This window comes from Photobacterium piscicola, from assembly GCF_900166965.1.
Classification (GTDB): domain Bacteria; phylum Pseudomonadota; class Gammaproteobacteria; order Enterobacterales; family Vibrionaceae; genus Photobacterium; species Photobacterium piscicola.
The window spans coordinates 1,151,072-1,165,180 of record NZ_FUZI01000001.1 but is presented as its reverse complement, the minus strand read 5'-3'; the positions used below and the strand labels follow the sequence as shown (position 1 = coordinate 1,165,180).

At 35.9% G+C, this 14,109-nt stretch carries 12 protein-coding genes; 9 read left to right on the top strand and 3 right to left on the bottom strand.

Annotated elements, in window-relative coordinates:
- Positions 1-101 precede the first annotated feature (101 nt).
- A complete protein-coding gene (locus CZ809_RS05315) occupies positions 102-953 on the bottom strand; it encodes an NAD(P)H-binding protein (RefSeq protein WP_080156335.1) in 852 nt (283 codons plus the stop codon).
- A gap of 623 nt (positions 954-1,576) precedes the next feature.
- Here CZ809_RS05315 and CZ809_RS05305 point away from each other — a divergent pair.
- Positions 1,577-2,341: a TerC family protein gene (locus tag CZ809_RS05305; protein ID WP_045035459.1), complete on the top strand. Its 765-nt coding sequence runs from the start codon at positions 1,577-1,579 to the stop codon at positions 2,339-2,341.
- A 71-nt stretch (positions 2,342-2,412) separates the two neighbouring features.
- On the opposite strand, the gene CZ809_RS05300 is transcribed toward CZ809_RS05305, so the two are convergent.
- Entirely contained in the window at positions 2,413-2,985 is a 573-nt protein-coding gene (locus CZ809_RS05300; protein WP_080156333.1) for a cytochrome b/b6 domain-containing protein, read from the bottom strand.
- Between the two features lie 198 nt (positions 2,986-3,183).
- Here CZ809_RS05300 and CZ809_RS05295 point away from each other — a divergent pair, with 198 nt between their 5' ends.
- From CZ809_RS05295 to CZ809_RS05270, 6 genes are all read left to right on the top strand, one after another.
- Positions 3,184-5,025 (top strand): hybrid-cluster NAD(P)-dependent oxidoreductase, encoded by a 1,842-nt coding sequence (locus tag CZ809_RS05295; protein WP_080156332.1) that lies wholly within the window; start codon positions 3,184-3,186, stop codon positions 5,023-5,025.
- Between the two features lie 377 nt (positions 5,026-5,402).
- A complete protein-coding gene (locus tag CZ809_RS05290) occupies positions 5,403-6,809 on the top strand; it encodes a cytochrome-c peroxidase (RefSeq protein ID WP_080156331.1) in 1,407 nt (468 codons plus the stop codon).
- A 159-nt stretch (positions 6,810-6,968) separates the two neighbouring features.
- Positions 6,969-8,960, top strand: a complete 1,992-nt coding sequence (locus CZ809_RS05285; protein ID WP_080156330.1) for a bifunctional metallophosphatase/5'-nucleotidase — start codon at positions 6,969-6,971, stop codon at positions 8,958-8,960.
- A gap of 481 nt (positions 8,961-9,441) precedes the next feature.
- A complete protein-coding gene (gene cspE / locus CZ809_RS05280) occupies positions 9,442-9,651 on the top strand; it encodes a transcription antiterminator/RNA stability regulator CspE (RefSeq protein ID WP_080156329.1) in 210 nt (69 codons plus the stop codon).
- Positions 9,652-9,860: 209 nt separating this feature from the next.
- Positions 9,861-10,538, top strand: a complete 678-nt coding sequence (locus CZ809_RS05275) for an ABC transporter ATP-binding protein (RefSeq protein ID WP_080156328.1) — start codon at positions 9,861-9,863, stop codon at positions 10,536-10,538.
- Positions 10,535-11,314: an ABC transporter permease gene (locus tag CZ809_RS05270; protein ID WP_107276078.1), complete on the top strand. Its 780-nt coding sequence runs from the start codon at positions 10,535-10,537 to the stop codon at positions 11,312-11,314. Before CZ809_RS05275 ends, CZ809_RS05270 begins: the two co-directional genes overlap by 4 nt.
- A 75-nt stretch (positions 11,315-11,389) precedes the next feature.
- Here CZ809_RS05270 and pdxY read toward each other — a convergent pair whose 3' ends face one another.
- The gene (gene pdxY / locus CZ809_RS05265; protein WP_080156327.1) at positions 11,390-12,247 is read right to left on the bottom strand and encodes a pyridoxal kinase PdxY; all 858 of its coding nucleotides are present in this window, start codon (positions 12,245-12,247) and stop codon (positions 11,390-11,392) included.
- Positions 12,248-12,869: 622 nt separating this feature from the next.
- Here pdxY and CZ809_RS05260 point away from each other — a divergent pair.
- Positions 12,870-13,070 (top strand): hypothetical protein, encoded by a 201-nt coding sequence (locus CZ809_RS05260; protein ID WP_036792228.1) that lies wholly within the window; start codon positions 12,870-12,872, stop codon positions 13,068-13,070.
- 295 nt (positions 13,071-13,365) lie between these two features.
- Complete coding sequence (locus tag CZ809_RS05255) at positions 13,366-14,013, top strand: helix-turn-helix transcriptional regulator (RefSeq protein ID WP_080156326.1); 648 nt, start codon at positions 13,366-13,368, stop codon at positions 14,011-14,013.
- The last annotated feature ends 96 nt before the right edge of the window (positions 14,014-14,109 follow it).

The following is a 14,109-nucleotide window of genomic DNA, read 5'->3' as shown; positions in this document are numbered from 1 at the left end:
ATTTAAGGACAACAAAAAAATTGAGGAGATTTATATTAAAACCTCCTCAATTTTCAAGTGATAAGTGGTAGCTGTTTTTGTTAGTAATTATTGTTATATTTTTAATGTGTGCAACAAATAGAGAAAATATAGTCGTTTATATCTAATGGTAACTTTTTATTAATAAAATTAACATCTTGGCAGATAAATGCATAATCACCATTATCAATATCAACACGGTTTAATGTGATCGCTTCAGCTAAGAATTCGGGTAATTTAGCATCAATTAAGCGTTTTTTATAATCGTTATCAGAATAAAGTGCATATTTGATTTGTTTATGACAATTGGCATTCATTAAATCTACAATATTCTGCATAGAATACGCAGCGGAGCCAGTAAAGGTGTAGATTCTATCTTGTAGATTTACATTAATAGCAATTTGAGCTAAGCCTTTTGCAACATCTTGTCGAGAAATAAAACTTATTTTACCTGTGTTTGAGTTATCAATAAAAACTTGATTGTCCAATGCATTGATTATTTCTGTTTTAATGTTTTCCATATACCAACAACTACGTACAATAGTATGGCTTATACCTGATGCTTTTAAATAGCTCTCTGTATCAATATGTTGGCGTGTAAATGAAAATTTGGAATGAGGATCAGTAACAGTGATAAAACTTAAATAGATAATATGTTTAATGTTTTCTTGTTTGGCCGCATCAATTAAATTTCGATGTTGTTGTATTCTATGCTCGGTTTCAGCGTTACCTGAAATAAAGATGATAGTATCAATATTTTTAAATGCGTTTCTCATTACGCTGAGATTGTCATAGTCAATATATTCTAGATTACAATGATGGCCATTGTATTGATTAATATTACGAACACCAGCAACAAACTCAGCTTTGTTATTTAGTAACTCTTTGATGACTAATTGACCAAGATTACCAGTCGCACCTGTAATTAAAATCATAAGTAGTTCTCCTTATTCAGTTTTTTATTCTCATATTTTAATGTATATATTCTATATAAATTAATGCCTACACAGATGAAGTTCATAGCAAATACAGGCCATGATTGTATGATTAAACCGTATATAGCGTATAAGCTACAGCCTAATAAATTTACATATCTGAGTAATTTTATATTCTTCATCAATAACGATAATATAATGAATGCTGACGCTATATATCCTAAAAATGTAACTTCCATAAATAATCCTTTACATTACTTTTAGGTGGATATTTTTATTAAATTAATAAGATGTATGTAATATGAACCTTTGCTGTTTATTATGCAATAACGATGAAACTAAAATACTTTTGCATATAACGCAAAAGTGAACGGGTAGGCATATTTATTAATTTTATACACTTAGTGAACATTTTTAATATTAACTCATCATCAATAGGTGCCACATACTAAGGTGGGTTTTATAAACAAAACTCATTACATTTGGTTACATTTGAGAGGTTTTCATTTACTGTATTTACTGCTCAAATACAGCTTCATTCTTTATTGAGGTATCAAAACACATATGGACGACCCCTCGAGTTGTTCTTTAATTCCTAACTCCTTTTCTATGGAGTTTGTTCAATGCTAGAGTTATTCCTTCAACCTGAAGCGTTAATGATCTTTGCGACCCTATTTGCACTTGAAGTGGTTTTAGGTGTCGATAATATCGTATTCATCTCTGTACTTTGTGAACGTCTACCTGTACATCAACGTAAAATGGCCCGTAATCTTGGTATTGCATTAGCTGTTGCTGCGCGTATTGGTTTAGTGTTCTCTATTAGCTGGGTAATGTCGTTAACCCAACCATTAGTCAATGTGCTGAATTATGATTTTTCTGGACGTGATTTAATCATGATTGGTGGTGGTGCTTTCTTATTAGCGAAAAGCTTAAAAGAATTGTGGATGTGCTTTAGTCATGCTCACCAGCAACAAGCAAGCACAGTCAGAGCCGGTATAGCATTAGTGTTATTGCAGATTGTCGCGGTTGATGCGGTTTTCTCAATGGACTCTGTGATCACTGCGGTGGGTTTAACCAGTGAAGTTCCACTGATGGTTGCCGCTATTTTAGCGTCAGCAGTTATTATGGTGCTATGTGCTGAGAAAATTAACGATTATGTGATGCGCTATCCGGGATTAAAAACATTAGCACTGCTGTTCTTGGTTATGCTTGGCGGTATGTTAATGGCGGAAGGTTTTGCTATTCACTTGAACAAAGGATATGTGTATTTTGCGATGGCCTTTGGTTTAATTATCGAAACTTGTCATATTTTGCTTAAAAAACAGAATAAAAAAATAATTAAACGAATATATCCTCAACCTTGTGGCTGGGCGGTAAAAGCCAAATAAGCCTCAAATAAAAACGCAGAGCTAGAAGCTCTGCGTTTTTTATTGTCTTTTTTATTTCTTTCTTTTAAACATTAACTAAAGCGTTTACGTTCCACAAAGAAATGCAGTAGTGCCATGCCGCCATGACCAATTAAATAAGCTTCAATTAGCCCTGTTAATGATTTATGTATTTCACGTGCTTCGTTGGCATAAGGAGAGTGGTTTAACCATAATACTAACCAAACTAATGCTGCCGTTTCAATTAGGATTAATGCACCAATACCTAAACCTTGAATAATATTACCTAAGCCTTTTTCACGAGGTTCAGGTAACTTTCCTTTCATTATCTGCTTTATATCATCTTTTAAAACAGCATTATCACCGAAAAGATACGGGAAAAATTGTCTAAATGATTGTTTAGTTAGCATGAAAATAATCATACCAATGGTAGCAAGTACGGTTAATGAGCCAAGAATAATATGCAACCACAAGAAAATAGTATTAGACACGCCTACTTTTACGGCACCAGCATGCGTCATATGTACTAAATTACTGTTTAATATTTGAAGAATAATTAATCCAGCAAGCGTGGTATGCAGATGACGCAAACCAACGTTAGGAAAGTAGTGGGTAATATAACGCCAAAAAGAACGTAAAAGGGGCATAGCGTCTCCAAATAACAATATTGATAGTATGAATAATACAAACGGAATTTTTATAAATTTAGCATAAGCTGTAAAATTGTATACGTAATAAATTACTGTCATAACGAAAAATAATTATTCATTAATAATGATAAGGGTGTCTATTTGTCTGTGAATATTAAATAATTACTCTAGGTTTTGTTAATATTGTTTTTATATATGGAGATTCCCGTGAGCCAATCCTTAGTCGTACCGACATTATCACAGATACATGTTTATCCAGTAAAATCGACAGCAGCATTAACACAATCTCACGCTTGGGTAGAAAAGCAGGGGTTAGCCTTTGATCGTCGTTTTATGGTAGCGAGTGACGAAGGTGCGATGATCACTGCCCGTAAATATCCACAAATGGTAAAAATCACTGCAACACTAACGATGACAGGATTAGTGCTGCAACACCCAAATAAAACCGATTTAGTTTTACAGTATGCTGATTTTGCAATGGTTGATGCATCTGCAACCGTGTGGAATGATAATTTTAGTGCTTACACAACAACGATGATCGCGAATCAATGGTTCAGCGATATTATTGGTCATTCGGTGCAGTTACTTTTTTGTGGTCAACAATCTAATCGAGTACGCTCAAAAATTGGTCATAATGTTAGTTTTGCCGATGGCTATCCATTATTGGTCATCAGTGAGGCCTCATTGGCTGCGTTAAATGAACGTAGTCGTGACCATCACACCATGGCGCAGTTTAGAACTAATTTAGTGGTGTCTAATACTGATGCCTTTGCTGAAGATGAATGGAAACGGATCCGCATTGGTGAGGTTGAGTTTGAAATTGTTAAACCTTGTGCGCGGTGTATTCTAACAACTGTAGATCCACTAACTGGCGAGTTTAATGCGCTAAAAGAACCATTAAAAACCATGGCGACGTTTCGCGCTGATGCGGCAGGAGATGTCTTTTTTGGACAAAATTTAGTGGCTTTAAATGAAGGTATGATTCGCGCAGGGGATGTCATTGAAGTTTTAGAAACGCAACCCAAACAAGTTTATGTTGATAATGCTGAAACTAAGTTATTACTTACTTGCGTTGAACGAGAAGACATTGCCGCTGATTTTACAACGTTTTGGTTTGAGTCTCATCAGCAATTACCGTTACCGCCTTATTTACCAGGGCAGCATTTGCCATTACAACTTGAGATTAATGGTGAGTTTATTACTCGCTACTATACGTTATCTTCCAGTCCGTCTCGCCCTGGGCGTTATGCTATTTCAGTAAAACGAATTGATGATGGCCGAATATCTAATTGGTTACATCAGCATTTTCAAGTGGGGGATGTACTTGCTGCTGATAAACCTGGTGGTGATTTCCACTTAGGGATTCATACTGATAAGTTATTATTATTGTCTGCGGGAAGTGGTATTACGCCGATGCTATCTATGCTGCGGTATTTATCTGATAACGATAATATTCGTGATGTTGTGTTTTATCATCAATGCAGCACTGAAGCGGATATTCCCTCGCTACAAGAATTACATCAACTTGAAAAGATGCACCCATCACTTGATTTACGGATTGTGCTTAGTCAGCCACGACGAGATTGGCAAGGTGAGTCAGGGCGACTAAGTTTGAGCCATTTAGCAATGATCAGCGATTTAGATCAGCGCCAAGTGTTTGTGTGTGGCCCCAATGCCTTTATGGATACGGCTAAAAAGTTATTATTGAAAATGGGCGTATCTCCTGCGCGTTATCATCAAGAAGCTTTTGGTCCTTTAGGTGGATCATCAACACCAAAACAAGCTGTAAAGCTTAATATTGATGGTTATATTTTTAGGGGTAATAATCAGCAAACGTTATTAGAACAAGCAGAGACAGCGGGTGTTGAAATTAATTATAACTGTCGTGCTGGTTTTTGTGGCGCGTGTAAAGTAACTTTAACTTCGGGGCAGGTTGAACAGCCTGATGTCCCTGCGTTATTACCGCAAGAAAGGCAGCAAGGTAAAATATTAGCATGTTGTTGTATCCCTAAAACAGATCTTAAAATAACAAAATAAGTATTTATCTTGAAAAAAGAGCATTGATATTATTGTCATTGCTCTTTTATTTTACTGTTTAATAAATTGTTATTTAAAATTAAAATAGTGGATGCTTTATTGGTGGTGATATTTAAAAATAAACGGCACTAAACAGTAAATAATGAATATTTCAGTAATTGATCTAAAACAATAAAACCATAAGTTAAATTTAGCCGATTTATTTGTTAATTATTAACAGTAATTATTATCCTCATGATATTAAAAGAATATATTGTTAATTTACGCGTGAAATAATATTTAATCGAATTTCTCAATTAAAGCATCCGTTTTTTTCGTTTTGAACTCTTCCTTAGAAGCGATTATTTTCTTTTAAAATATCTTTAGAGGGAATCTTAATGAAAAAATCATCATATATTGCGTGCGCGATCAGTGCGGGTATCGCAGGTTATTTAGCGACGGTATATGCCGTTGATCAAGGCGATGAAACACGACATAAAAACTATTTATCTCAAACAAATTTGGTTAAAGCCGATCCTCTTTCACAGCAAGCTTTTAATATCTTTAACCAAAATGGTTGTCAGTACTGCCATACAAAAAATAGTGAAATGCCATTTTATGCGGATGTTCCAGGAGCTAAACAATTGATGCAGCGCGATATTGATCATGCTTTACGCCAGTTCAATATATCGATGCTTATGGAGCAAGTACAGCATAATACCCCTGTTTCTCAGGTTGAATTAGCCAAGCTTGAATCAGTGTTAAATGACCATGCAATGCCACCGAAACAATTTTTATTAATGCACTGGCGTTCAGATTTATCACAGCAAGAAACCAATACTTTATTAGACTGGGTTAAGCAAGAACGTCGCCAATATTATTCAGATCCTCTCGTGAGCAGTGAGTATCAAAATGATGCTGTGCAGCCTATTTCTGCCACATTTAAAGTGGATCAGGCGAAAGTACAATTAGGTGAAGTGCTTTATCATGATACCCGTTTATCTGGTGATAATACTGTTGCGTGTTCAACTTGCCATAGTCTGACAACGGGCGGGGTTGATAACCTAAAAACCTCAACGGGAATTAATGGTTCAAAAGGGCCAATCAACGCCCCGACAGTATTTAACTCTGTGTTTAATATTCATCAATTCTGGGATGGTCGTGCAAATGATTTACAAGCTCAAGCGGGAGGGCCGCCGATGAATCCGATTGAGATGGGAGCCGGGTCGTGGGCGAATATTATTAACAAATTAGATCAAGATTCCGCACTTAAAGCACAATTTGATGCTATTTACCCACAAAAAGGGATCAGTGAATACAGTATTACTAATGCGATTGCTGAGTTTGAGAAAACCTTAGTTACACCAAATAGTCGGTTTGATAAATTTCTAAAAGGGGACAAAACTGCGCTAACAACAAAAGAACAACAAGGTTATGCGCTGTTTAAACAGAATAAGTGCCAAACATGCCATAGTGGTCAGGCGATGGGGGGCTTATCATTTGAAGTCATGGGGCTTAAAGATGACTACTTTGGTGATCGAGGTAATATTACTGACGTTGATAGTGGTCGTTTTAACGTCACGAAAGATGACAACGATATGCATCGCTTCAAAGTGCCAACTTTACGCAATATTGCATTAACCGCCCCTTATTTCCATGATGCGAGTGCGAAAACATTAGAGCAAGCGGTAAATGATATGGCGTTGTATCAAGTTGGTGTGAAATTAAGCCCTGATGAGATTGATAAAATTACGGCTTATCTCAAAACGTTAACTGGTGAGTATAACGGTAAATTGTTGCAATAAATTTGCTATAGAAACGGTTTCTTAGTGAAGAAGCCGTTTTATATCAGTCAAAATAAAAATTCAAATTTAGAGAATATTATTTTGACGCATAATGCTGAAAAGGAATTTAATGTGGAGTATGCTGCGGCGCAAACGATTACAACGTAGTAAGGATTTCGTATGTTTAGTAAGCCACTTATCGCACTATCGATCACTCTAGCTCTTTCTGGATGTGTCACAACACCTGCCGTTCAACATCAACCTTTCACACTTACTGTTGCTCATATTAACGACACTCACTCGCATTTTGATCCGGTAAAGTCGAGTTTTTCTGCTGATGGCGTTGAAGTCTTTAATGAGTTTGGTGGTTATCCTCGCCTGCAAGCAATGGTTAAACAATATAAAGCGCAAGCACAAAAGAATAACCAGAGTTTGTTGTTTTTAGATGCCGGTGATGCTTTCCAAGGTAGTGCTTATTTTAAAATAAACCAAGGTGCGATGAATGCTGATCTTCTTGACCAAATGGGGTTAGATGGCATGGCATTAGGTAATCACGAATTTGATCTTAATAATCAAAAATTAAATCGTTTTGTGAGTAGTTTAGATTTCCCTATTATTGCAACAAATGTTGATGTTAGCCATGACACTAATTTCAATGGGCAGACAAATATTTTACCTTATCAAATTTTTGCCTTTGATGGTGATCATAAGACCGTTGTAAAAGATATTAATAACTTACCAAAGCATAAAAATTTAGTTGCTGTATTTGGTTTATCTTTACAAGATATGCCAAATATTGCCCCACATACGGGGGATGTGAAATTTCTTAATGAAGTAAAAACAGCACAATCAACGGTTGATTTTCTTAAATCTAAAGGGATTAATGACGTTATTGCATTAACTCATATTGGTAATGCAACGGATATTGCTTTAGCCGAAAAAGTGAACGGTATTGATTTAATTGTTGGTGGTCACTCTCATACATTATTAGGCGATTTCACGAATATCGGTTGGAGTAATTTTGGTCCTTATGCACAAATGGTGAAAAATCCAAATGGCAAAGCGTCAACCTGTATTGTGCAAGCTGGAAAATATGCAGAAGCTATCGGTAAGGTAAATGTTAGCTTTAACAGTCAAGGTGAAGTAACCAACTGCGCTGGGCATAATACGCTACTAAGTAACGATGTGTTTTATCATAAATCAGATCGTAAACCACAAGACAAGTTTACTGCGGCACAAACGGCACAAGTAGAACAGTTTATCGCTAAGCAAAAGAACATCGTTATTATTAATGAAGATAGTCAGCTTCGTCATGAAATCGATACTAAATACAAACCTGCTGTAGAAAAAGCCTATGGTAGCATCATTGCTCAAGTACCGACTGAAATTATACATGAGCGTCGCCCTGGAGATAGTGGTGCAGCGGATAAGCATGGTTCAGCCGTTGCGCCATTAATTGCAGAAAGCCAGTATTATTGGGCTAATTTACCGCAAGTTCAAAAAGTAACAGGTAAAAAGGTTGATTTTGCACTAATTGGTGCGGGCGGTATTCGTACTAATATTAATGAAGGCGAATACCGTGAAGGTAATGTCCGTTTAGAAATGTTACCGTTTTCTAATTATTTATCAGTGTTGTCATTAAAAGGTTCAACGGTTAAGCAATTATTACAAGATACAATCACCGCGACGTTACCTGAAGGCGCACATGCGGGTAAATACCCATACGGCGGTCATATTCGTTATACTTTTGATGAAACCAAGGCACATAAAGCGGGCCATTTAATCAGTGTTGATGTGATGTCGGGTACTGAAAAACACCCTGTATGGACACCATTACAAGATAACAAAACCTACAATGTCGTGATTAATAATTATAATGCGACAGGTAACGATGGCTGGACTCCGATATTTACTGCTCAAAATAAACATTCTAATCGTATCGATCTTATTGATGTGAATGGAAAATTAGTGGGTTACAAGGTTAAAAAGATTGAAAAACAGGGTGATAAATATCAAGTTATTTATCAAGGTAAAGCACCTGATTGTAAAGCGGCAAACACTGATTGTGATACCGATGCACAAGCCTTTATTGATTATGTTGGACAAACTCGCCATCAATTGGTCCCACTATCGTATTCAGTAGTCACACTCGATCGTATCGTAACGAAATAAGCGTTATTTAAGATCAAATCATGGGCAATATGTTTCGGCATATTGCCTTTTTTGTGGGTTATTTTAATAGTAAACGACAGTCAGTAAAAAACTGTTCATATTTATTTATTGAAGTTCTATTGGCATGTAAGTATAAGTAGTAAATTTAAATATTAATATTTTCATAGTGTTGATGTTTTTTAGTGCAAATAATCAGCTTGTTTTTTAGCGTATAATATCTCGAATAAGCATTAAAAAATAAAATTTTTGTTTGTAGAACGTTAAAAATTAAAAAAAAGGCTATACAATAGGATTAATTTCATTAGTATAGAGCTCGGCCTGTAATTCAGACCTATTTATATGTAACATTATGTTTTAGAAAACTTTCTTTGTAGCGCTTTACCAGTGTCATGAAGCTTTCCACTCATAAACTATAAATAATTCTTTTTCTGGCTACATTACGCAATTTTGCGAATTATTTAATAAAATATTGGAGACAGTCATGTCTAAATCAACTGGTATCGTTAAGTGGTTTAACGAAGAGAAAGGTTTCGGTTTCATCACTCAAGATAACGGCGGTGCTGACGTATTCGTTCACTTCCGTGCTATCTCTGGCGAAGGTTTTAAAACGCTAGCTGAAGGTCAGAAGGTTTCTTTTGACGTTGAACAAGGCCAGAAAGGTCCTCAAGCTGCAAACGTTGAAGCTGCTTAATTTGCACTTACGTTAAAAGTTTTGAAAATACCGACATTGTGTCGGTATTTTTTTATTTGTATTTTACGTATCAAATGTAATTCTCCCATCTATATCATTGATACTGCCTGTATCGATCTGATTCATAGCGATCATTAACGTAAACCATTTGAGTAATTTTTTGGTTTTTATACACTTATCATTCTCAATCGTTATTTGTGTTAATTGCCATGATAAATTCATCTTCAATATCGACGTCTATCTCTTATGATGCTTTACGCTTTTTTCAATTACGATCAGGTTTTGAAAATGTACAAGTAGAGTCATTAACGGTTGATTTATTACCAGGGCAGCATTTAGCGTTATCGGGTGCATCTGGCTGTGGAAAAAGTAGCTTATTGCAAGTTATTGCTGGACTTAAAGCGCCACAAAATGGCTCTTTTAATTATCAGCAACAAGGTATTGATAGTGGGTCATTACCATTTTGGCGTCAACAAATATGCTACTTGCCACAACAACCAGTGATGGGAGCGGATACTGTCTTAGAGGTTTTACTATTGCCTTGGCATATGAAGGCAATGCAATCACCTCATGTAAAACCCACAGAGTCTGATTGCTTACAAGCATTAACTGATGCAGGACTGATAGTTGAGCTTGATAAAGATGTCGTATTATTATCGGGTGGTGAAAAGCAACGATTAGCCATTGCACGAGCAGTGATGATGCAACGTTCGGTGTGGTTAATGGATGAGCCTACGTCAGCATTAGATCCTATGGCGAGAGATAAAATTATTTCATTAGTGAAAGCATTAAATGTTATCTGTATTTCGGTTTCTCATGATCCGGTATGGCTTGCGACAGCTGATCAGGTACACAATATGGATATTGAATCAGGAATAGACCAATGACCGCAACCATTAATCATACTATCGATTTACATTGGTCAGCTATGGCTGGGTTTTACCTATTATTACTGATTCCATTACTCTTATTTCAGCGTTGGCAATTGGGATTAAGTCGCACACTGATCATGTCTGTATTACGGATGACTTTACAGTTATCTGTCGTTGGGATTTATTTACATACATTATTTGGTTGGCAAAGTCTTAGCCTTAACGTGATTTGGTTAACTGTCATGGCATTGTTTGCCAGCTACACCATTTGTAAACGTTCTGATGTAAACCTATTTCGCGTGATCCCCGCCGTTATTTGTGGGCAAGTTATCGCATTATCGGTGGCATTACCTGCGGTTTTGGCGGGGGTTATTCAAGTTTCACCATGGTGGCAAGCACAATATATGATCCCGATAGCAGGGATGTTATTAGGTAATAGCTTAACTGCGAATGTGTTGGCATTGTCTCGTTGGGGAAGTTTACTGAAAGAGAATCATCAAGAATATCAATATTATTTAACGATGGGAGCGCCTAATCCTGCTCAGCCTTTTATTCGTACGGCTTTTAAAGCGGCATTAGCGCCACAATTAGCTTCAATGGCAACGTTAGGTATTGTGAGCCTACCGGGTATGATGACGGGACAAATTTTAGGCGGAGCAATGCCGCTGGTCGCTGTTAAATACCAGTTAGTGATCATGGTAGCGATATTTGTATCCGGTGTGCTTTCTGTTGCGACGACACTAACACTTGTAAAACGTCGTTCATTTGATGATTATGGTAATGTGTTGTAATTTAACAGAATAAGAATAAGAATAAAAAAAGCAGCGTTATAAGCTGCTTTTTTTATAATCTGATGACTGGGTTATTTATTTAATTTCTGTAATTGGAAAAATTTCAGTCGGTGCGACAATTTCATCTTGAGCGGCGATTGTTTGCAGTTCCCATTCGCCACGGCGGTGAGTTTCTTTTAATACGGCATAACAAGCATTATGGGCATGCTCAAAGGCTTGTTCTGCTGACCAGCCTTTTAATAAACCACCGGTAAATAATGCTGAAATTAAATCACCCACACCAACAGGCTGGTTATCAAATGCCAAATGTGGACGTTGTGCTAGATAGCAGCCCTCTTTTGTTGCTAGCATCATCGAAAATTTATCAGTAGATAAACTATGAAGATGTTTTACCAACACTATTTTAGGGCCGAGTGTTAGCGCGTGCTGACAAGCCTTAACAGCATCTTCCAGTGTATTGATTGTCATGCCAACAAACTGACTAAGTTCAAATTGGTTAGGGACAATAACATCTGCCAGTGGCATTACATCATTAATAAGGTGTTCTGATATGCCGTCAGCAACAATGCATCCTTTTTCTGGATCACCCATAACAGGATCACAGATATAGATAGCATTAGGGTTTTGTTGTTTTACTGTTTTAACTGTATCAATAATGGCTAAACATTGATCAGCACTACCTTGATATCCGGTAAGGACTGCTTCACAGTTTTTAAGCTGATCAATGTTGTTGATGCCTTTAACGAGTTCAATCAAATCAGAGGCAGGGAAAGCTTTACCTGTCCAACCTTGTTTGTATTGAGTATGGTTAGAAAATTGTACTGTGTGTAATGGCCAAACTTCAAAGCCCATACGCTGAAGAGGGAATACTGCAGAACTGTTACCAGCGTGACCGTAAACAACATGTGACTGTATTGATAGAATACCTTTCATCGAGGTTCCTTATAACCATCGTGTATATCGGTATACTTTACATGTGCTGATATCAGAAACCTAGTCATTTTATATCGTAATTATTCCTTTCAAAAATGCAGACTATTTATTGTTCAACAAAGGATGATAATTTCTTTTATTTTAGGTTAAATAGAAATAATAATGTAATTGAAATATGTTTTATTAGTGATTTGTGTGTTTTTTGAACATATTCAGTGTTTTTATTTATTTTTTTGTTTGTTATTTTTTTGTTTTAAAACAGTTGCTTATTGTTTTGTTCAGTGGTTATCCACAAATTATTATCGTTTTTGATTAAAAAAATATTTACAGCATCATAATTTGGCGTTAATGTTCGATTCGTCTGTTACTCAGACCTAATGTGTTTTAAATAAAACCACAATGTCATTTCTAATCATTGTTATCCGTTTATGTTGCAAACGTAGTAGCAGTGCAAAGCTATAAGAAGGGTGATCTTATAGTTAAGAAGTAGTAGGTCAATGAGTAAAGCTCTATACCAAGGTTAATTAACTATTTGGTATATAACTATTTAAACTCAAATTGATAGCCTCAAATATAAATGCTGATAAGAAAGCAATATTTGGGCGTAAAGGAAATATAAACTATGACTTCACAAACAGGTATTATTCGTAGCTTCAACCCAGTTGAAAAAATTGGTTTAATTACTAGCGATCTTGGTGGCGATATTCGTTTTGACGCGTCTCAAGTTTGCAGTCGTTCACAGCCTTCATCTGGTAGCATGGTTGAATTTACGTTAGATGATTCAAGTAATAAGCTTAAAGCGGTTAAAATCCGTTTTATCTAATTTAGTTAATGAGTTGAATGTTTACTTTATATGTAAATGTTCTTCCATAATTAAATAAATAATCCCGGCCTAGGTCGGGATTTTTTTATTTTAGTCATGATAATACTAATCACAATAGGTCACTAAAATATTAGTATTTATAATACTGGTATCATTTTGATGTATATTGGTAAGATATTAATATATCGAATAGAAAACACATATACTGTAATCATTGATATTATGTCTGCTGAAATATTGATAAGATAATAATGCTGTTTGTTGAGTGGTTTGATGCTTAGAAAAGGTAGAAAAAATGCATGAATTGACAGAAAGTGATTATGATATTCTTCGCGCCATGGAAAATATTGTTGATGGGATTGCAGCAATGTGGGGGGAGCATACCGAAGTCTTATTGCATTGTTTAGACGCGCGTAATCCGTCAATTATGAAGATTGCCAATGGCTATATTACGGGACGTGAAGTTGGTGCGCCGATCACTAATATTGCATTAGTTAAATTAAATGAAGGTAAAGATGTTTCTGACGCTTATATTACTAAAGCGCCTGACGGTAGAATGTTACGTTCATTAACAACCGTGATCCGTAATAAGCAGCAGCAAGCGATTGGTTTACTCTGTGTTAACTTTGATTTAGATGCACCATTTCAGTCTATGATCCATAGTTTGATGCCAACAATCGGTACTTATTGTGATCATGGTGTTACCGCAGAAACGTTTGCGCGTAATAGTGATGAAATGATGCATAGTTCGATTGAAAATGTTCGTGAGCAGGTAACGAGTGATAGTTCGATCCCGCCCTCAAAGAAAAGTCGAGAAATTGTAACGCGATTACATGATCTTGGTATTTTTGATCTCAAAGACAGTGCTCAAATAGCAGCAAAAGGGTTGGATATTTCCATTCATACTATTTATCGCTATTTGCGAGAAATACGTGCAAATTAAATATTTAATTAAACAATGACATTATTTCATCGGATAGTGTCATTGTTTATTATTATAAATAATCGATAACGTTTTTATTTTAAAAAAACATGTTTT

Excerpts from the sequence above, each read along its gene's own strand:
- CZ809_RS05315 (WP_080156335.1), bottom strand. The coding sequence starts at position 953 with ATGATTTTAATTACAGGTGCGACTGGTAATCTTGGTCAATTAGTCATC.
- CZ809_RS05275 (WP_080156328.1), top strand. The coding sequence starts at position 9,861 with ATGATAAATTCATCTTCAATATCGACGTCTATCTCTTATGATGCTTTA.
- CZ809_RS05305 (WP_045035459.1), top strand. The coding sequence starts at position 1,577 with ATGCTAGAGTTATTCCTTCAACCTGAAGCGTTAATGATCTTTGCGACC.
- cspE (WP_080156329.1), top strand. The coding sequence starts at position 9,442 with ATGTCTAAATCAACTGGTATCGTTAAGTGGTTTAACGAAGAGAAAGGT.
- CZ809_RS05260 (WP_036792228.1), top strand. The coding sequence starts at position 12,870 with ATGACTTCACAAACAGGTATTATTCGTAGCTTCAACCCAGTTGAAAAA.
- CZ809_RS05285 (WP_080156330.1), top strand. The coding sequence starts at position 6,969 with ATGTTTAGTAAGCCACTTATCGCACTATCGATCACTCTAGCTCTTTCT.
- CZ809_RS05295 (WP_080156332.1), top strand. The coding sequence starts at position 3,184 with ATGGAGATTCCCGTGAGCCAATCCTTAGTCGTACCGACATTATCACAG.
- pdxY (WP_080156327.1), bottom strand. The coding sequence starts at position 12,247 with ATGAAAGGTATTCTATCAATACAGTCACATGTTGTTTACGGTCACGCT.
- CZ809_RS05270 (WP_107276078.1), top strand. The coding sequence starts at position 10,535 with ATGACCGCAACCATTAATCATACTATCGATTTACATTGGTCAGCTATG.
- CZ809_RS05255 (WP_080156326.1), top strand. The coding sequence starts at position 13,366 with ATGCATGAATTGACAGAAAGTGATTATGATATTCTTCGCGCCATGGAA.
- CZ809_RS05290 (WP_080156331.1), top strand. The coding sequence starts at position 5,403 with ATGAAAAAATCATCATATATTGCGTGCGCGATCAGTGCGGGTATCGCA.
- CZ809_RS05300 (WP_080156333.1), bottom strand. The coding sequence starts at position 2,985 with ATGCCCCTTTTACGTTCTTTTTGGCGTTATATTACCCACTACTTTCCT.